Raw genomic sequence first — 19,115 nt, 5'->3', positions numbered from 1 at the left:
GGCGCGCGCCGAAGGCCCGGCCGCGCCACCCGAGCCCCGTCCCGAGCCCTTGCCCGGGTCCGAGCGGTCGTGACAGGCTGGACCCTCCGTCGGTCCTTGCCCCGGCGGGCCTCCCCCCCGTGGCCACCGACGACGACGCCACCACCCCGCCCGGTCCAGGGGTCCGCCCCTCGGCCCTGTCGCGGCTGCTCGGCGAGCTGGCCGCGGTGCCGGACGCCGCCGACGCCTGGAAGGCGCTCCTCTCGGCCGGGCAGCGCATCGGCCGCTTCGAGCTCCGGCGCGAGCTGGGGCGAGGCGGCTTCGGCGTGGTGTGGGAAGCGCAGGACACCGAGCTCTTGCGGCTGGTGGCCTTCAAGGTGGTGCGGCCCGGCCGCGCCAGCCATGGCGGGGCGCGGCTGCTGCGGGAGGCCGAGGCGGTGGCCCGGCTGCAGCACCCCAACCTGGTGACGCTCTACGACGCCGGCACCTGCGACAGCGGCCCGTACCTGGTGCTCGAGCTGCTGCGCGGGCAGACCCTGGCGGAGCGCCTGGCGGCGGGCCCGGTGGCGCTCCCGGAGGCCGTCCGCATCGCCGCCGAGGTGGCGCGCGGCCTGGCCCACGCCCACGACGAGGGGGTGATCCACCGCGACCTCAAGCCCTCCAACGTCTTCCTCTGCGAGGGCGGCGCGGTGAAGGTGCTCGACTTCGGCATGGCCCACGCCTTCGGGTGGCAGCGGGCCGCCGGCGGCACGCCGGCCTGCATGGCGCCGGAGCAGTGGCACGGCGCCCCCGAGGACCAGCGCACCGACCTCTTCGCCCTGGGGGTGCTGCTGCACGAGCTGCTCTCCGGCGAGCTCCCCTTCGGCGAGGACGGCGCCGCCTGCCGGGCCGGCCGCGCCGCCCCCGCGCTCCCGGTGCCGGCGGCGCCGGGCCTGGGCGACCTGGTCGGCCGGCTGCTGGCCCAGGACCCGGCCGACCGGCCGCGCCGCGCCGCCGAGGTGGTGGCGCTGCTGGAGGCCGAGCGGCGCCTGCTGGCGCCCGGCGACACCAGCCTCACCGTGGCCCTGCCGGTGCCCCGGCGCCCGCCGCGGCGCCTGGCCGCGCTCACGGCGCTGGGGGTGGCCGTCGGCCTGCTGGTGGGGGCCGGCCTCACCTGGTGGGGCGGCGCCGGCGCGCGGCCGGCCGGCGCTGGACCGCCCTCGGTGGCGGTGCTCCCCTTCGACAGCCTCTCCACCTCCCCCGACGACCAGGTCTTCGCCGAGGGGATCCACGGCGAGCTCATCACCCAGCTGGCACGGCTGCCGGGGCTGAAGGTCATCGCCCGCGGCTCGGTGCTGGGCTTCCGGGGGGGCGGGCGCGACCTGGCCGCCATCGCCGGGGCGCTGGGGGTGACCGCGCTGGTGGAGGGGACGGTGCAGCGCGCCGGCCAGCGGGTGCGCGTGCAGGCCCACCTGGTGGACCCGCGCACCGGCCAGGAGCGGTGGGCCGAGCGGTACGACCGCGACGCCGGCGACGTCTTCGCCATCCAGACCGAGGTGGCGCTGGAGATCGCCCGCACCCTGGGCGCCGCCCTGACGGCCCGCGAGCGCGACGACCTGTCGCGGCCGCCCAGCCGCGACGCCCAGGCGCTCGAGCTGTACCGGCGCGGCCTCTACACCTGGCAGCGCTCGGTGGGGGTGGAGGCCGACAACACCCAGGCCGGGGAGCTCTTCCAGAAGGCGCTGGCGCGCGACCCGGCCTTCGCGGTGGCCCACGCCCAGCTGGCCATCCTGCTGGCCGAGGACCGCAAGGACTGCCCGGGCGCCCGGCGCCACGCCGACCGGGCCCGGGCGCTGGAGGCGCGGCTGCCCCTGGCCCACGCCGCCCTGGGCCGGGTGCTGGTGGACTGCGAGGACGACCCGGCCGGCGCGGTCGCCGAGCTGCGGCTGGCGGTGGCGGGCGCACCCGGCGACGCCCTGGCGCGCAACCTGCTCGGCATGCTGCTCACCGCCACCGGCGCGGTGGAGGAGGGGCTGACCCAGCTGACGGCGGCGCTCGACCTCGACCCGCGCTCCTTCTACGTGGCGGTGGAGCTGGCCCGGCAGGCCACCTTCCTGCGGCGCTACGACCTGGCCGCCCGCGGCTGCGCCCAGGCCCTGGCGGCCGAGCCGGGCGACGTGCACGCCCTGGTGAGCTGCGCGCTGCTGCCGGCCTGGCGCGACGGCGACCTCACGGCGGCCCGCCGGGCGGCGGCGCTGCTGCCCCGCGACCTGCCGGCCGGCGGCGACGGCGCCATGTCGCTCCTGCAGCTGCTCACCTTCCTGCCGGAGGAGGCGCTCCTGCTGGCCGAGGCCGGGCGGCTGCGCGAGCCCTTCTCCTCGGCCCCCTTCCTGCCGCGGGCCTACGTGCTCGGCGCGGCGCACGCCACCCTGGGCCACGCGGCGGAGGCCCGGGCGGCCTTCCAGGCGGCCGAGGTGGCCCTGGCCGCGCGGCTGGCGCAGGCGCCGGGCGACCCGCTCCTGCAGGTGCTGCGGGCCCGGGCGCTGGCCGGCCTGGGCCGGGCCGACGAGGCGCTGGCCACCCTGCGCCGGCTGCAGGGCGAGGTGCAGGACGAGCAGCGCCGCGGGGGCGTGCTGCGCTTCACCGCCGAGATCGCCGCCGCCGCCGGGCGGCGCGAGGAGGCGCTGGCCGCGCTCGGGGCGGTGCTGGCGCGCCCCGACGGCCTCTTCACCGCCGCCTCGCTCCGGGTCGACCCGCGCTTCGCCGCGCTGCGCGGCGACCCGGCCTTCGAGGCCCTGCTGGCCGGGCGTCCGGCCCTGGCGCCGCGGCCATGAGGCCCGCCGTTCCCGGCCGCCCGAGGGCGCCCCCCGAACGGCGCAGCGGGCCTGCCCCGCGGCCCGTGCGATGACTCCACCACCCATGCCGGATCGGGTATAAGGACGCCTCTTTCCGAAAGGTTCCGCCACCCGTGGCCGACGTCACCCGCATCGAGATCGCCACCCGCGCCAGCTTCGCCGACAGCCGCGGGCTCTCCGTCGCTCGCGCCATCCGGGAGCACCTCGGCCTGGCCGTGGCCGCCGTCCGCACCCGGGACGTCTTCCACGTGGAGCCGGCCCTGCCGCCCGCCGAGGCGGCCCGGGTGGCCGCCGAGCTGGCCGGCCCGGTGGTGCGCCAGGGCGCGGTGGGCCGCCTCGAGGACGGCCCCTTCGACGTGGTGGTGTCGGTGGGCACCAAGCCGGGCGTGACCGACCCGGTGGGCAAGTCCGCCCTGGTGGCCATCCAGGACCTGCTGGGCCGCCCCCTGGGCGACCACGCCGCCGTCTACGCCTCGCGCCTCTACCTGCTCTCCGGCGTGACCAAGGCGCAGGCCACCCTCATCGCCACCCGGCTCCTCGCCAACGAGGTGATCGAGCGCATCGTGGTGGCCACCCACGCCGAGTGGCAGGCCGCCCCGCCCGACCTGACCGTGCCGCGCGTGGTGGAGCACCCGCCCCGCCCCACCCTGCCGGCGCCGCTGGCCGGGCTGGACGACGCCGCGCTGGCGCGGCTCTCCCGCGAGAAGCTGCTGGCCCTCTCCGTCGAGGAGCTGCGCACCATCCGCGCCCACTTCGAGCGGGCCGCCGCCACGCCGCGCCGCGCCGCGGCCGGCCTGGGCGCCGCCCCCACCGACGCCGAGCTGGAGTGCCTGGCCCAGACCTGGTCGGAGCACTGCAAGCACAAGATCTTCAACGCCACCATCACCTACCGCGAGCCCGGGCAGCCGCCCGAGGAGATCCGCTCGCTCTTCAAGCGCTACATCCGCGGCACCACCGCGGCGGTGGACGAGGCCATCGTGGCCCGCGAGGGGAAGAGCTGGCTGGTGTCGGTGTTCCACGACAACGCCGGCGTCATCGCCGCCACCGACGCCTACCACCTGGTCTTCAAGGTGGAGACCCACAACAGCCCCTCGGCGCTCGACCCGTACGGCGGCGCCATGACCGGCATCGTGGGCGTCAACCGCGACCCCTTCGGCACCGGGCTGGGGGCCGACCTGCTCTCCAACGTGTGGGGCTACTGCTTCGGCCCGCCCGGCTGGGCGGGCGAGCTGCCGCCGGGCCTGCTCCACCCCCGCCGCATCCGCGAGGGCGTGCACCACGGCGTCATCGACGGCGGCAACCAGTCCGGCATCCCCTACGGGCGCGGCTGGGAGTACTTCGACGAGCGCTACCTGGGCAAGCCGCTGGTCTACTGCGGCACGGTCGGGCGCATGCCGGCCGTCTCGGCGGGCCGCCCCACCCACGTGAAGCTGGCCAGGCCGGGCGACCGCATCGTCATGGTGGGCGGGCGCATCGGCAAGGACGGCATCCACGGCGCCACCTTCTCCTCGGCCGAGCTCACCGAGGAGAGCCCGGTGCAGGCCGTGCAGATCGGCGATCCCATCACGCAGAAGATGATGTTCGACTTCCTGCTGGAGGCGCGCGATCGCGGGCTCTACTCGGCCATCACCGACAACGGCGCCGGCGGCCTCTCCTCCTCGGTGGGCGAGATGGCCACCCAGCCCGGCGGCGCCTGGCTGGACCTGGCGCGCGCGCCGCTCAAGTACCAGGGGCTGGCCCCCTGGGAGATCCTGGTCTCCGAGGCGCAGGAGCGCATGACGCTGGCGGTGCCGCCCGACCAGCTGCCGGCGCTGCTCGAGCTGGCGCGGCTGCGCGAGGTGGAGGCCACCGACCTGGGCGCCTTCACCGACGACGGCCACCTGGAGGTCCGCTTCGGGGCCGAGGTGGTGGCGCTGCTGCCGCTGGCCTTCCTGCACGACGGCGACCCCGGGCTGGTCATCGAGGCCGTGTGGACCCCGCCACCGCACCGGCCGGCCCCCCCGCTGGCCCAGCCGGCCGACGCCGCCGCGGGCTCGGCGCTGCTGGCGGCCTTCCTGGGGCGCGACAACCTGTGCTCCTCGGAGCAGCTCGGCCGCACCTACGACCACGAGGTGAAGGCCCTCTCGGTGGTGAAGCCCTGGGTGGGCGTGCACCGCGACGTCCCCTCGGACGCCGCCGTCTTCATGATCGCCCACGACGCCGCGCCGCACGGCTACGCCGTCTCCGAGGCGGTCTTCCCCGGCTACTCCGACCACGACGCCCACGCCATGGCCCAGGCCGGGGTGGACCTGGCGGTGCGCCGGGTGGTCTGCGCCGGCGCGCGGGCCGACCGCATCGCCGCGCTCGACAACTACTGCTGGCCGGACCCGCTGCCGGGCCCCACCAACCCGGACGCCGCGCAGAAGGCGGCCCAGCTGGTGCGGGCCTCCAAGGGGCTCTCCGAGATCTGCGTGGCCTACGGCGTGCCGCTCATCAGCGGCAAGGACTCGATGAAGAACGACGCGGTGGTGGGCGGCGTGCGCATCTCCATCCCGCCCACCCTGCTGGCCTCCACCATCGCGCTGGTGCCCGACGTGCGCCGCGCCGTCACCCTGGAGGCGGCGGTGGTGGGCGAGGTGCTCATCCTGGTGGGGGACAGCCGCGAGGAGCTGGGCGGCACCGAGTGGGCCGGCGCCCGCGGGCTGCGCGGCGGCGAGGTGCCCCGCTGCCGCCCCGCCGAGTTCTGGCCCCGCTACGAGGCGGTGGCCCGCGCCATCCGCGACGAGCTGGTGGTGGCGGCCCACGCCGTCGGCCGCGGCGGCCTGGCCACCTCGCTCTTCCTGATGGCCCGCGCCAGCGGCATGGGCCTGGGGGTCAACCTCTCCATGGCGCCCTGCGCGCCCGGCACCAGCTGGGAGGGGCTGCTGTACGGCGAGACGCCGGGCCGGCTGCTGCTGGCCTGCCGGCCGGAGCGGATGGACCGCCTGCGCAAGCAGCTGGGCGCCGCCCCCCACGCCGTCATCGGGTCGTTCACCGCCTCGCCGCGCCTCAAGGTGGCCCTGGGCGACGCCCCGCTGGTGGACGCCCCGGTGGCCGACCTGGCCCGCGCCTGGAAGCGCGAAGGAGGTGCCGCGTGAGCCCCCCGGTCCGCGTGCTCATCCCGGTGGGCTTCGGCTTCAACTGCGAGGACGAGACCGCCACCGCCTTCCGCATGGTGGGGGCCGAGGTGGACCTGGTCCACCTCACCGACCTCTTCGCCCGCCGCCACCCCCGGCCCATCGCCAGCTACCAGATCCTGGCCCTGGTGGGCGGCTTCTCCTACGGCGACCACGTGGCCTCCGGGTTCGTGGCGGCCACCCGGATACGGGCCCACCTGCAGGCCGACCTCTCCGCCTTCCTGGCCGGCGGCGGGCGCGTGCTCGGCATCTGCAACGGCTTCCAGGTGCTGGTGCGGCTCGGGCTCCTGCCCGGCCCGGACGCCGGCCCGCACGACTTCGTGCCGCGCGCCGCGCTCACCAACAACGACCGGCTCGGCTACCGCGACGCCTGGGTCCGGCTGGGGGTGGACCGCAAGTCCACCTGCGTCTGGACCCACGGCCTCTCGACCCTGCAGGTGCCGGCCCGCCACGGCGAGGGCAAGTTCGTGCTGGAGACGCCGGCGGCGCTGGACCACCTGGAGCACCGCGGCCAGGTGGCCTTCCGCTACCTCGACGCGGCCGGGCAGCCCACCGAGGCCTGGCCGGAGAACCCCAACGGCTCGGCCCACGGCGTGGCCGGCGTGACCGACGCCACCGGGCGCATCCTCGGCCTGATGCCCCACCCGGACGCCTTCCTCTACCCCTGGCACCACCCCGACTACGCGCGGCGCAAGAAGGAGATCGAGGCCCAGGAGCCTGGGGGCCTGGGCATCTTCCGCGCCGGCGTGACGGGGCTCTGACGGTGGAGCGGCTCGTCCTGGTGCAGCACCTGCGCGCCGCCCTGGCGGCCCACGAGCTGTGGCGGTCCCACCTGGTCTCGGCGGTGCTGACCGGCAAGGCCACCATGACGGTGCCCGAGGCGCGCAGCGAGGACCGCTGCGACTTCGGCCGCTGGCTGCTCCGGCTGGGCCGCCTGCCCGAGGTGCCGCAGGTGGCCCAGGTGGCGGCGCTGCACGCCCGCTTCCACGAGGAGGCGGCCGACGTGCTCGACCTGGCGCTGGCCGGCCGGCGCGCCGACGCCACCCGGGCCATCGGGCCGGGCAGCCGGTTCGACCAGGCGTCGCAGGAGCTGACCGCCGCGCTGGGCGCCTGGGCCGAGCAGGTCTGAGCGGGGCGGGGCGTCCCGCCGCCGCCCGCTGGGGGGCGGGGCAGCGGCGCGGACGGGCCGGGGCGCCGGTCAGGCCCGCGCCACCGGCGACGCCCCGACCTCGAACACCCGCGGGGCCTTGAAGAGCCAGCCCTTGGGCGCGGGGCGCAGCCCGTACTGGATGCCGGTCACGGCCTCGAAGACCCGGCGGGTCACCGGGCCGATCCGGCCCCCGGAGACCTGCAGCTCCTGGCCGTCGTCGAAGACGTAGGCCCCGACCGGCGAGACCACCGCGGCGGTGCCGAAGCCGCCCGCCTCGGTGATCTCCCCGCTGCGCACGCCGGCCAGGAAGCCCTCGAGCGGGATCCGCTCCTGGACCACCTCGACACCCAGCGCGGCCTTGCCCAGCGCCAGCACCGACTCGGAGGTGACCGAGCGGAGGATGGAGTCGGTGAAGGTCGGGATGACCAGCCTGCCGTCGCGGGTGACGTGGAAGTGGTTCATCGCGCCGGCCTCCTCGATGAACGTGTCGGTGGTGTCGAGGTAGAGCACCTGCGAGGCGCCCAGCGCGTGGGCCTCCTCGCCGGCCTTGAGCGAGGCGGCGTAGTTGCCGCCGGTCTTGAGCGCGCCGGTGCCGCCGGGGGCGGCCCGGTGGAAGCGCCTGGTGACCAGCAGCTTCACCGGCTTGGTGAAGCCGGCCGGGTAGTAGGGGCCGGAGGGCGAGAGGAACACGCAGAAGAGGTAGCGGTTGGAGGGCTTCACCCCCAGCGAGTCCTGCGTGCCGATCATGAAGGGGCGGATGTAGAGCGAGGCCCCCTCCTGCTCCGGGAACCAGAGCCGCTCCACGTCCAGGAGCGCCAGGATGGCCTCCACCTGGTCGGCCACCGGGATGGTGGGCATGCAGATGCCGGGGGCGGAGCGGTTGAGCCGCGCGGCGTTCTGGTCGATCCGGTAGGCGTAGATCTCGCCGTCGGCGTGCTTGAAGGCCTTGGCCCCCTCGAAGATCTCCTGGCTGTAGTGCAGCACCACCGCGCCCGGGTCGATGGCGAACGGCCCGTAGGGCACGATGCGCGGGTCCTTCCAGGCCCCGTCCGCGAAGTCCATCAGGAACATGTGGTCGGTGCGGAGCTGGCCGAAGGAGAGCGGCCCCTGCGGCTGGAAGGGCTCGGTGCGGCGAGCGGCGGCGGGCTTCAGGTCGTAGCGGATCTTCATGGCGATGGGACCCCGGCGGGCGAGGGGACAGTGTAGCGCAAACCCCCGGGCCGCCGCCCGGAGGCCCTCCTTGGCTCTGGCCCCCCTCCCCGGCTATACCCTGCGCCCATGAGCGTCACCGTGGCGACCGGCACCACCCTGGCCTTCGACAAGTTCTGGCGCTGGCTGAAGCGGCACCCGCACTGCATCCTGCGCGCCGGGACGCCGGACGCCTTCCTCTACGACCAGGACGACCTGCACTGGCGCATCGACGAGGACGACGACCGCACCCCCACCGTGCAGCTGATGCGCGGCAAGGCGCTGCTGGCCGAGGTGGCGCTGGAGGTGCGCGACATCCTCTTCGTGCAGGTGACCCCCGACGCCGAGGGGGAGGCCGGGGGCGAGGCCGGCCAGCACCTCTTCGAGGTGATCGGCGGCGCCGAGGAGCCGTTCCCCGTCTACCACTTCCTCCTGGCCCACGGCTTCGAGGACGAGGGGGCGGGCCACCGGCAGAACCAGCTGAAGCAGTAGCCGGCCGCCGCCGCCCGCCACGCACCCTTCGCTGGCCCCGCGGCCGCCGCCGGTGCAGAGTCGTCGGCTCTCGCCAGGGGGTGCCGCATGAGGTTCCCGGAGTACGACGCCCTCGACGCGCTCGGCCTGTCGGCGCTGATCGCCCGACGCCAGGTTTCGGCCGGCGAGGTGCTGGAGGCGGCGCTGGAGCGGGCCGACGCCCGCAACCCCCGGCTCAACGCCCTGGTCGGGCGCTTCGACGACGAGGCGCGCCGCCGCGCCGCCGGGCCGCTCCCGGTCGGGCCGCTCAGCGGCGTGCCCTTCGTCCTGAAGGACCTCATCACCGCCTGGAAGGGCCACCCCATGTCCGGCGCCTCGCGGCTGGGCGCGGGCTACGTCCCCGACCACGACTCCGAGGTGGTGCGCCGGCTCGAGGCGGCCGGGCTGGTGCTCTTCGGCCTCACCAACTCGCCGGAGCTGGGCATCCTGGCCCACACCGAGCCCCGCCTGCACGGCCCCTGCCGCAACCCCTGGAGCCTGGCCCACACCGCCGGCGGCTCCTCGGGCGGCTCCGGCGCCGCGGTGGCGGCCCGCATCGTCCCGGCCGCCCACGGCAACGACGGCGGCGGGTCGATCCGCATCCCGGCCTCGCACGGCGGCCTGGTTGGGCTGAAGCCCTCGCGCGGCCGGATCAGCCTGGCCCCCGACCTCGGCGAGTCCTGGCTGGGGCTGGTGGCCGAGGGGGTGCTGACCCGCACGGTGCGCGACACGGCCGCCCTGCTCGACGTCCTGGCGGGCGCGGTGGCCGGCGATCCGGCCGGGCCGCCGCCGCCCGCCCGGCCCTTCCTCGCCGAGGTGGGCGCGCCGCCCGGCCGGCTGCGGGTGGCCTTCACCGTCGAGTCCTTCTTCGGCCACGGCACCTCGGCGGAGGCGCGCGCCGCCGTGGAGGACGCGGCCCGCCTGCTGGCCTCGCTGGGGCACGAGGTGGTGGAGGCCCGGCCGCGCTTCGACCGGGAGCGGCTGGTGCTGGCCTACCTGCACGTGGTGGCGGCCTGCGTGGCCAGCGAGGTGGACGAGCTGGCGCGCCGCACCGGCCGCACCGCCGGCTGGGACACCCTGGAGACCGAGACCCTGGGCCTGGCCGCCGGCGGCCGCGCCCTGCCGGCCAGCACGCTGGTGGACGACCTCGACGCCATGCGGGTGATGGCGCGCGACTTCGCCGCCTTCTCGGACCGCCACGATCTCCTGCTCACCCCCACCGTGGCCGCGCCGCCGGTGCAGGTGGGCTCGCTGCAGCCGAAGCCCTGGGAGCGGGCGGCGCTGCGGGTGGCGGTGGCCTCCGGGCTGCGCCCGCTGCTGGACCAGCTCTTCAAGCAGGTGGGCGACCGCTCCTTCGAGGCCACCGGCTTCACCATGCCCTTCAACCAGACCGGGCAGCCGGCCATCTCGCTGCCGCTCCACTGGACCGCCGAGGGGCTGCCGCTCGGCGTGCAGCTGGCGGCCGGGTATGGCGCCGAGGCCACCCTGCTCCGGGTGGCGGCGCAGCTGGAGGAGGCCAGGCCGTGGGCGGGGCGGCGGCCGCCGGGGATCTAGCGCGGTCTGGGTCGGGTTGGTTGCTCACCCTCTCCCCCAGCTTGCTGGGGGAGAGGGCCGGGGTGAGGGGGCCGCCCGCGGTCAGGACCGAGCCCCCATCGGAGCCGTGCCGGCCCGCGGCCCGGGTGGCAGGCTCAGGCGCATGCCCACCTCCGCCTTCCCCGGCCTGGCCGACTACTCGCTCCTGGGCCGCTCCGGCCTGCGCGTCTCACCCCTCTGCCTGGGCACCATGACCTTCGGCACCGAGTGGGGCTGGGGCGCCGACGAGGCCACCGCACGCTCGCTCTTCCGGCGCTACGTGGAGGCCGGCGGCAACTTCATCGACACCGCCGACCTCTACGTCAACGGCCGCTCCGAGGAGCTGCTCGGCACCTTCATGAAGGACGCCGGCAACCGCCACCGGCTGGTGGTGGCCTCCAAGTTCACCTTCAACGCCCACCCGGGCGATCCCAACGCCGGCGGCAACGGGCGCAAGAACATCCTCCGGGCGCTGGAGGGGAGCCTGCGGCGGCTCGGCACCGACTACCTGGACCTCTACTGGCTGCACGCCTGGGACGGCCTCACCCCGGCCGAGGAGGTGATGGCCACCTTCGACGCGCTGGTCCGCTCCGGCACGGTGCGCCACGTGGGGCTCTCCGACGTGCCGGCCTGGTACCTGGCCCGGGCCCAGACGCTGGCCGAGTGGCGCGGCTGGGAGCCGGTGGCGGCGCTGCAGCTCGAGTACTCGCTGGTGGAGCGGACCATCGAGCGCGAGTTCGTGCCGGCGGCGCTGGAGCTGGGCGCCGGGATCTGCGGCTGGTCACCGCTGGGCGGCGGCTTCCTCACCGGCAAGTACCAGCGCGCCGAGGGGACCGACGGCAGCGGCGCCGGCCGCCTGCAGCAGACCAAGGGCTCCGGCAACCCGGTCTTCGTGAAGTTCACCGAGCGCAACTGGCGGGTGCTGGAGGTGCTGCGGGCGGTGGCCGCCGAGGTGGGGCGCTCGCCGGCCCAGGTGGCCCTGAGCTGGATCACCCGGCGGCCCGGGGTCAGCTCCACCATCGTGGGGGCCACCACGCTCGGGCAGCTCGAGGACAACCTGGGGGCGCTCTCGCTGGCGCTGCCGGCCGAGGCGGCGCGCCGCCTGGAGGAGGCCAGCCGCCCGGACCCCGGCTTCCCCTACGCCTTCTTCACCGACGCCATGCGGGGCGCCGTCACCGGCGGCACCTCGGTGCGGGCCGAGCCGCCCTGGTTCAGGGCGCGGTGACCTGGCAGGCCTGGCGCTCCAGCCGCGCCTCCCGGCCCGCCGCCACCACCGCCGGGACGGAGGGCGCCCCCGCCGGGCTGGGCCGCACCAGCGCCACCTGGGCGGACAGGGTCCCGACCTGCCGCCAGACCAGCGCCAGGCGCGCCTCCGGCCGGTCCGCCGCGGCGCTCCACTGGACCACCACCCGCCGGGCCGTCAGCTCCGCGCCGGCCGCGTCGAGCAGCCGCACCACCGCCACCGCGGCGCCCTCGGTGAAGGTGTCGGGCTGCCAGACCATGGCGCGCAGGGTGGCCGTGCCGTCGGTGCAGGGCGCCTCCCGCAGGTGCGGCGCCAGGTCCACCGCGTCCAGCTCGATCCGCACTGTGGCGCCGCCAGCCGCCCCGCAGCCGCTGGCCGCGGGCGCGCCGTCGACGGTCCAGGTGAAGGTCACGTCGGCCTCGGTGATGGGCATGCGGCAGCACATGCCGTCGACGAGGCACCCCGTGCCGAGCAGGGCGGTGGCGAGGGCGAGTGCTCGGACTGCCATGGCGGAGGCCTCGCGGCAGGAGGGCTGCGGGCGAGAGCCTACTGCGGATCGGGGAGGGCCGGACGTGCGGTCGGGGTCGGGGTCGGGGTCGGGGTCGCGGTCGGGGTCGGGGTCGCGGTCGGGGTCGCGGTCGGGGTCGGGGTCGCGGCCGGGGTCGCGGTCGGGGTCGCGGTCGGGGTCGCGGTCGGGGTCGGGGTCGCGGTCGGGGTCGCGGTCGGGGTCGGGGTCGCGGCCGGGGTCGGGGTCGGGGTCGCGGCCGGGGTCGGGGTCGGGGTCGGGGTCGCGGTCGGGGCCCCCGCCCCTTCCGGCATCAGCCCTGGCTCGCCGCGCCACCTACGCTCTGCCGAGCCCTTCACCGGAGGTCTCCGTGTCCCTCGTCACGCTCGCCCGCAGCCGCCCAGTCCCCCCGGCGCTCCTCGCTGCCCTGGCCCTCGCCACCTCCGCCCTCCCGGCCCGCGCCGCCGAGCCCGCGCCACCGGCCGCCGCGCCGGCGCCGGCGCCGCCTGCCCCCCCCAAGGAGGCCCCCTTCGAGATGGAGACCTACCAGCTCGTCCTCCTGGTCCGTGCGCCCACCTGGAAGAAGCTGCCCGCCGAGGAGTCCGCGGCGCTGCAGGCCGCCCACCTGGGCCACCTGACGAAGATGGGCGAGGCCGGCCACGCGGTGGTCTGCGGGCCGTTCGCCGACCAGCAGGACCCCGGGCTGCGCGGCGCCTGCATCTACGCGGTGCGGGACGTGGCCGAGGCCCGCGCGCTGGCCGAGGCGGACCCGGTGGTGAAGGCCGGCCAGCTCCGCATCGAGGCGGTCACCTGGTGGGTCGGCGCGGGCTACATGACCTTCCCCAGGCGCCCGCCGCAGCCGACCCGCTAGGCCGCCGGACCGGGGCGGGAGGGGCCGCCTCAGCGCCTCCGCGCCGGGCCGGGCCGCTCCGGGCCCGCCGGCTGGCCAGGCGGAGGCGGCGGGCCTGGCTCCGCCCCCTCCGGCGGCAGGACCCTGACGGCCCGCAGCGACGCCACGGTCTCGCGGATCCGCTCAAGCGCCCCCTGCGAGTCCAGCAGCGCCTCCTGCACGTCGGGGGCGCCGCCCCGACCGGCGGCGAGCTCCTCCCGCACGAAGGCCAGGTTGGAGCGGAGCGAGCCGAGCGGGCTGTTCACGTCGTGGGCCACGGCCGCGGAGAGCTGGCCCACCGCGGCCCACTGGTCGGCGCGCTGCCGCTCCTGCTCCAGCTCCACCTGGCGCTGGGCCAGGCGCGCCCGCTCGGCCAGGAGCACCTCGACGCGCCGCAGGTGGCCCACCGAGGCGTGGATGGCGGCGGCGGTGACGGCCGTCACGATCAGGCCGTAGAGGATCAGGCGCGGGAGGGCCTGGCCCTCGTGCACCTGCAGCGCGGTCCCGAGCGCCAGCACCACCAGGCCCTGCAGCGCGGCGCCCAGGGTGTCGTCCGGGGAGAAGAGCACCGAGAGGACCGGGATCATGGAGGCGACCAGGAAGTAGAGGCTGTGTGAGCCGCTGCCGGTGGCGGCCAGGGCGAACAGCGCCAGCAGCGGCGCCCCGGCGGTGAAGGCGCTGACGACGTACGTGACGAGCGGCGGGCCGCGCTCGATGACCAGGGCCGCCCCGAGGTAGAGCGCCACCCAGCCCCCCCACACCGCGGCGCGGACGGGCTCGCCGCCGGAGAGGGCCACGTCGGCGGCGCCGGTGACGCCGATGGCCAGCGCGCCGGAGCGGAGCGCCCGGCGGCGGCCGGCGCGGTCCAGCGCGGGGGCCTGACGAACCGGCATGCCCCTACTCTCAGCAGACCCTGGCCCGCGAGGCAAGCCCGGGAGACCCCGACGAGCCCCACCCTCCCCGGGGCCTGTTCACGGCCCGTCCCGGGTGCTGGAGTGGCCCCTCCACCCCCAAGGAGCCGCCATGCTCGACCACGTCACGCTGCGCGTCCACGACCTCGCCACCTCCAGGGCGTTCTACGCCGCCCTGCTGGCCCCGCTCGGCTACGCGGTCATCGCGGACTATCCGGAGGCCATCGGCATGGGCGCCGACGGCAAGCCCGACCTCTGGCTCTCCCCCGACCGCGCCGCCGCCCCGCAGCACCTGGCCTTCTCCGCGCCCACCCGCGCCGCGGTGGACGCCTTCCACGCGGCCGGCCTGGCCGTCGGGGGCAAGGACAACGGGGCCCCCGGCCTGCGGGTGCACTACCACCCCAACTACTACGGCGCGTTCATCGACGACCCCACCGGCCACCACCTGGAGGCGGTCATCCACACGCCGCCGGGCGTGCTCGCCAGGCCGAAGGCCAGGAAGGCGGCGCCGCGCCAGGCCCCGGCGCGGAAGCCGGCTGGAAAGCCCGCGGCGAAGCGGGCGTCGTCGAAGAAGGCCCCCTCCAGGAAGCCGGCCAAGAAGCCGGCCCGGAGGTAGCGGCGCTCGCCCGCCGGGCCGGGGCCAGGGTCTCTCCGACCACCCTCGGATCCTCCCGTCTCCACGGGTGAAATTCCGCTTCCCGCCAGGGGTCCTCGGACCCCTGTCTCGGGTCAGACCTGCCTGCTAAGGAAGGCTCCCCTCCCCACGCCTCCTCCGGACGGTCATGGCCGACTTCACGCACCTCCACCTGCACACGCTCTACTCCCTCCTCGACGGGGCCATCCGCATCAAGGACCTGCTCAAGACCGTCACGGCGCGCGGCATGACGTCGGTGGCCGTCACCGACCACGGCAACCTCTTCGGCGCCGTCGACTTCTACAAGAAGGCCAAGGAGGCCGGGGTGAAGCCCATCCTGGGCATGGAGGCCTACGTCGCGGGCGAGAAGGGGCGCGCCGACCGCACCGAGCGCATCGGCCGCCACCTCATCCTGCTCGCCAAGGACGCCGAGGGCTGGGCCAACCTGCGGGTGCTCTCGTCGAAGGCCTTCACCGAGGGCTTCTACTACGACCCACGCATCGACAAGGGGCTGCTGCGCCAGCACTCGAAGGGGCTCATCGGCCTCTCCGCCTGCCTGGGCGGCGAGGTGCCCCGGCTCTGCCGGCAGGGCGACATGGACGGCGCCCGCCGCGCCGCCCGCGAGTACCGCGACATCTTCGACCCCGGCGCCTTCTACCTGGAGGTGCAGTCCAACGGGATGAAGGACCAGCTCGAGGTGAACCAGCGGCTGGCCGAGCTGGCCGAGGGGGAGGGCATCCCGCTGGTGGCCACCGCCGACGCGCACTACGTGGACCGCAAGGACGCGCGGGCCCACGAGGTGCTGATGTGCATCGCCTCCAACAAGACGCTCAACGACGACAAGCGCATCAAGCACGACACCGACGGGCTCTTCATCACCAGCCCCGACGACATGGTGCAGGCGCTGCCGCAGTTCCGCGAGGCCATCGACAACACCATGCGCATCGCCGAGCAGTGCAACGTGGAGCTCCAGCTCGGCAAGAGCTTCCTGCCGCGCTTCCAGCTGCCCGACGGCGTCAGCGAGGACGAGTACATCGACGAGCTGGCCAAGAAGGGGCTGGACCGGCGCTTCGCCGAGATCCACCAGCGCTACCCGCACGAGCGCGACGCCTACCGGGCGCGCCTCGAGCTGGAGCTGGGGGTCATCAAGAAGATGGGCTTCCCCGGCTACTTCCTCATCGTGGCCGACTTCATCAACTGGGCCAAGGCGCACGGCGTGCCGGTGGGCCCCGGCCGCGGCTCCGGCGCCGGCTCCATCGTGGCCTGGGCCCTGCGCATCACCGACCTCGACCCGCTGCGCTGGAACCTGCTCTTCGAGCGCTTCCTCAACCCGGAGCGGGTCTCGATGCCCGACTTCGACATCGACTTCTGCCAGGACCGGCGCGACGAGGTCATCACCTACGTGCGCGGCAAGTACGGCAAGGACAACGTCGGGCAGATCATCACCTTCGGCTCGCTCAAGGCCCGCTCGGTGATCCGCGACGTGGTGCGGGTCATGGGCCTGCCCTTCGCCGAGGGCGACCGCATCGCCAAGCTGGTGCCCGACCCGGTGCAGGGCAAGACCCCCACCCTGCGGGAGCTGGTCTTCGGCGTGCCGGGCAAGGACGGCCTGGCGGCCCAGCCACCCGAGCCGCGCCTGGCCGAGATGTGGGAGAAGCCGCAGCCGCTGCACAGCTGGACCAGCTCGGCCGGGGTGCAGGAGAAGGTCACCACCAAGGACCTGCTCGACATCGCCATGAGCCTGGAGGGGCTGAACCGGCAGGCCGGGCTGCACGCCGCCGGCGTGGTCATCGCCGACAAGCCGCTCTGGGAGTACGTGCCGGCCTACCAGGACGACAAGTCGGACATGCTGGTGTCCCAGTTCGCCAAGGACGAGGTGGAGGCGGCCGGCCTGGTGAAGTTCGACTTCCTGGGGCTGAAGACCCTCACCGTCATCGACGACGCGCTCCGGCTGGTCAAGGCCAACCACCCCGAGCTCTCGGCCCTGCAGGCCTGCGACATCCCCATCGACGACCCCAAGGTCTACGAGCTGATCAGCCGCGGCGACACCGCCGGCGTCTTCCAGATGGAGTCCTCGGGCTTCACCGAGATGGTCACCAAGATGAAGCCCTCGCAGTTCGAGGACGTCATCGCGGCCGGCGCCCTCTACCGCCCCGGCCCCCTCGACCAGAAGCTCGAGGACGGGCGCACCATGGTGGACGTCTACATCGACCGGAAGCACGGCCGCGACCGGGTCAGCTACGACCACCCCAAGCTGCAGCCCATCCTGGAGAGCACCTACGGCGTCATCGTCTACCAGGAGCAGGTGATGCAGATCTCCCAGGCGCTGGGCGGCTACAGCCTGGGCCAGGCCGACCTGCTGCGCCGCGCCATGGGCAAGAAGAAGGCCGACGTGATGGCCAAGGAGCGCGCCCGGTTCATGGAGGGCGCCACCGCCCAGGGCGTCGAGCCGAAGGTGGCCGGCGGCGTCTTCGACCTGATGGAGAAGTTCGCCGCCTACGGCTTCAACAAGAGCCACTCGGCCGCCTACGGCCTGCTCACCGTGCAGACCGCCTGGCTCAAGGCCCACTACCCGGTGGAGTTCATGGCGGCGCTCATCTCGAGCGAGGCCTCCAACACCGACAAGGTGGTGGCCCACATCGGCGAGGCGCGGACCAGCCGCATCGAGGTGCTGCCGCCGGACGTCAACGAGTCCAACGCCGAGTTCCGCGCCCTGCCGGGCAAGAAGGGCGAGAAGCAGAAGGGGCACATCCGCTTCGGGCTGGGCGCGGTCAAGGGCGTGGGCGACTCGGCGGTGGAGGCCATCCTGGCGGCGCGCGCCGAGGGCGGGCCCTTCACCTCGCTCTACGACTTCGCCGGGCGGGTCGACAGCCGCCGCATCAACAAGAAGGTGGTGGAGGCGCTGGTGAAGTGCGGCGCCTTCGACTTCGAGCGGGTGCCGCGCTGGCAGCTGCACGCCGGCATCGAGCAGGCCTTCTCGGCCGGCGCCTCGGCGCAGGCGGACCGGCAGAGCGGGCAGGCCTCGCTGTTCGGGGCCCTGCCGGCCGCGGCGGTGGTGCCGCGCTACCCGCGGCCGGGCGACCCGCTCGGCGAGGGGCGCGTCGAGGAGTGGCCGGAGCGGGTCCGCCTGGCCTTCGAGAAGGAGGCGCTGGGCTTCTACATCACCGGCCACCCGCTGGCGGGCCACGAGAAGGAGGTGCGCCGCTACGCCTCCTCGACCTGCGCCTCGGTGGCCGGCAAGCGCGAGAAGGACAAGGTCACCGTGGTGGGCGTGGTGGCGGGGCTGCGGGAGCGCATGAACAAGGAGAAGGGCACCCGCTTCGGCTTCATCACGCTGGAGGACCTGTCCGGCACGGTGGAGGTGGCCTGCTGGGCCGGGCGCCCCGGCCAGGGCAACAAGCCGGCGCAGCGCGGCTGGGCCGACTGGGAGGTCTTCCTCAAGAGCGACGAGCCGCTGCTCATCCACGGTGAGGTGAAGGTCAACTCGCGCGACGAGGACAACCCGCGGGCCGAGCTCACCGCCATCGAGGTGGAGCCGCTCTCGCGCGTCCGCACCCAGAAGACCAGCGAGGTGCTGCTGCGCATCGACGCCGACCGGCTCGACGCCGCGCTGGCCACGGCCGTGAAAGGTTTGTTTGCCAAGTACCCGGGCACCTGTGCGGTGACCGTGCGGGCCACCATCCCGCGGGAGTCCGAGACCACCATCTCGGTGGCGCAGCGGGTGGCCACCAGCGACGCGCTCATCGAGGCGGCCCGCCGCCTCGGGTTCGAGGTGGAGCTGCGCTAGGAGCCGGGTTCCCCCGGCCGGCGTGGACCGGAGGCGCTAACCCCGCCGAACCCCCCGAAATCGATTTTTCAGTTGCTGCGCTAAAGATGCGCGCACAAAATGCCGAATCCTCCTGGGTAGTTACCCAATTGGAGTGATCTCTTACTCACACCTCTGTACGCTGGCTCCTGGTTCCCACCCCGGGACCCTACTGAACAGGGGACAGCCATGATGCGCGCCAACGTTCGCGTACCCGCTCCGAGGGGGGCCGCCGCTCACGCCGAGCTGGGCGGAGAGCTGCGCTGCGACCGCCAGGCCGAGGAGATGCTCAAGGTCTTCTTCCCCGAGGTCTCCGACGGGACGGTGCTCCCGCCCGAGCTGAAGGGGCTCACCGACGGCGCCCAGGTCGGCCCGCCCGGCGTGCGCCGCACGCTGGTGATGGAGGGGCACGGCGAGCGGCTCCGCATCGAGGTGACCGCCGTCGGCAAGGGGCGGACCCAGCTGCACCTGTGGCGCGAGCCGGCCGCCGAGGCGCCCGAGCCGCTGGCCGGCGAGGTGGTGCTGCCCATCCCGTCCGACGGCCTGACCCAGCGCGAGCGCGAGGTGGCCCTGCTGGTGGCCGACGGCCTGCGCTCCCGCGAGGTGGCCGACCGGCTCGGCATCGCCTCGCAGACCGTCAAGAGCCACCTGAAGACCATCTTCGACAAGCTGGGCGTGCGCAACCGCGTGGAGCTGGCGCGCCGCCTGGTGCAGCACTGAACTCCAGGGGGCGCCTCGCC

The 19,115-nt window shown here is 75.1% G+C and carries 14 protein-coding genes and 1 pseudogene; 11 read left to right on the top strand and 4 right to left on the bottom strand.

Annotated elements, in window-relative coordinates; translation table 11 throughout:
- Positions 1-119: 119 nt before the first annotated feature.
- From IPO09_04895 to IPO09_04880, 4 genes are all read left to right on the top strand, one after another.
- Positions 120-2,792 carry a protein kinase gene (locus IPO09_04895; protein ID MBK9516689.1) on the top strand — a complete coding sequence of 891 codons (2,673 nt, stop codon included), beginning with the start codon at positions 120-122 and terminating at the stop codon, positions 2,790-2,792.
- A 134-nt stretch (positions 2,793-2,926) separates the two neighbouring features.
- Positions 2,927-5,929 carry a phosphoribosylformylglycinamidine synthase gene (locus IPO09_04890; GenBank protein MBK9516688.1) on the top strand — a complete coding sequence of 1,001 codons (3,003 nt, stop codon included), beginning with the start codon at positions 2,927-2,929 and terminating at the stop codon, positions 5,927-5,929.
- Positions 5,926-6,729 carry a phosphoribosylformylglycinamidine synthase subunit PurQ gene (locus IPO09_04885; protein ID MBK9516687.1) on the top strand — a complete coding sequence of 268 codons (804 nt, stop codon included), beginning with the start codon at positions 5,926-5,928 and terminating at the stop codon, positions 6,727-6,729. The genes IPO09_04890 and IPO09_04885 overlap by 4 nt, the downstream gene beginning before the upstream one ends.
- Before the next feature lie 2 nt (positions 6,730-6,731).
- On the top strand, positions 6,732-7,097 hold the full coding sequence (locus tag IPO09_04880) for a CZB domain-containing protein (GenBank protein ID MBK9516686.1): 366 nt from the start codon (positions 6,732-6,734) through the stop codon (positions 7,095-7,097).
- Between the two features lie 69 nt (positions 7,098-7,166).
- Here the strand turns inward: IPO09_04880 and IPO09_04875 are convergent, their stop codons facing one another.
- Positions 7,167-8,288, bottom strand: coding sequence for a branched-chain amino acid aminotransferase (locus IPO09_04875; GenBank protein MBK9516685.1), 1,122 nt, complete (start codon positions 8,286-8,288; stop codon positions 7,167-7,169).
- A 108-nt stretch (positions 8,289-8,396) separates the two neighbouring features.
- Between IPO09_04875 and IPO09_04870 the strand changes: the two genes are divergently transcribed.
- The 3 genes from IPO09_04870 (at position 8,397) to IPO09_04860 (ending at position 11,613) form a co-directional block, all read left to right on the top strand.
- Positions 8,397-8,798 (top strand): hypothetical protein, encoded by a 402-nt coding sequence (locus IPO09_04870; GenBank protein MBK9516684.1) that lies wholly within the window; start codon positions 8,397-8,399, stop codon positions 8,796-8,798.
- 87 nt (positions 8,799-8,885) lie between these two features.
- Positions 8,886-10,370: an amidase gene (locus tag IPO09_04865; protein ID MBK9516683.1), complete on the top strand. Its 1,485-nt coding sequence runs from the start codon at positions 8,886-8,888 to the stop codon at positions 10,368-10,370.
- Positions 10,371-10,512: 142 nt separating this feature from the next.
- On the top strand, positions 10,513-11,613 hold the full coding sequence (locus IPO09_04860) for an aldo/keto reductase (GenBank protein MBK9516682.1): 1,101 nt from the start codon (positions 10,513-10,515) through the stop codon (positions 11,611-11,613).
- On the opposite strand, the gene IPO09_04855 is transcribed toward IPO09_04860, so the two are convergent.
- Both IPO09_04855 and IPO09_04850 read right to left on the bottom strand, forming a co-directional pair.
- Positions 11,600-12,139 (bottom strand): hypothetical protein, encoded by a 540-nt coding sequence (locus IPO09_04855; GenBank protein MBK9516681.1) that lies wholly within the window; start codon positions 12,137-12,139, stop codon positions 11,600-11,602. The two genes, IPO09_04860 and IPO09_04855, sit on opposite strands and share 14 nt — an antisense overlap.
- Positions 12,140-12,177: 38 nt before the next feature.
- The gene (locus IPO09_04850; protein MBK9516680.1) at positions 12,178-12,450 is read right to left on the bottom strand and encodes a hypothetical protein; all 273 of its coding nucleotides are present in this window, start codon (positions 12,448-12,450) and stop codon (positions 12,178-12,180) included.
- Between the two features lie 221 nt (positions 12,451-12,671).
- On the opposite strand from IPO09_04850, the gene IPO09_04845 reads away from it, so the two are divergent.
- The gene (locus IPO09_04845) at positions 12,672-13,007 is read left to right on the top strand and encodes a hypothetical protein (GenBank protein ID MBK9516679.1); all 336 of its coding nucleotides are present in this window, start codon (positions 12,672-12,674) and stop codon (positions 13,005-13,007) included.
- A 29-nt stretch (positions 13,008-13,036) separates the two neighbouring features.
- Here the strand turns inward: IPO09_04845 and IPO09_04840 are convergent, their stop codons facing one another.
- Complete coding sequence (locus IPO09_04840) at positions 13,037-13,918, bottom strand: hypothetical protein (protein ID MBK9516678.1); 882 nt, start codon at positions 13,916-13,918, stop codon at positions 13,037-13,039.
- A 130-nt stretch (positions 13,919-14,048) separates the two neighbouring features.
- Here IPO09_04840 and IPO09_04835 point away from each other — a divergent pair.
- The 3 genes and pseudogenes from IPO09_04835 (at position 14,049) to IPO09_04825 (ending at position 19,095) form a co-directional block, all read left to right on the top strand.
- A pseudogene (locus tag IPO09_04835) lies at positions 14,049-14,405 on the top strand (VOC family protein).
- A 313-nt stretch (positions 14,406-14,718) separates the two neighbouring features.
- Positions 14,719-18,357: a DNA polymerase III subunit alpha gene (dnaE, locus tag IPO09_04830; protein MBK9516677.1), complete on the top strand. Its 3,639-nt coding sequence runs from the start codon at positions 14,719-14,721 to the stop codon at positions 18,355-18,357.
- A 207-nt stretch (positions 18,358-18,564) separates the two neighbouring features.
- Complete coding sequence (locus IPO09_04825; protein ID MBK9516676.1) at positions 18,565-19,095, top strand: helix-turn-helix transcriptional regulator; 531 nt, start codon at positions 18,565-18,567, stop codon at positions 19,093-19,095.
- Positions 19,096-19,115: the final 20 nt, after the last annotated feature.

This window comes from Anaeromyxobacter sp., from assembly GCA_016718565.1.
Lineage (GTDB): Bacteria > Myxococcota > Myxococcia > Myxococcales > Anaeromyxobacteraceae > JADKCZ01.
This window is presented reverse-complemented; position numbering and strand designations above follow the sequence as displayed.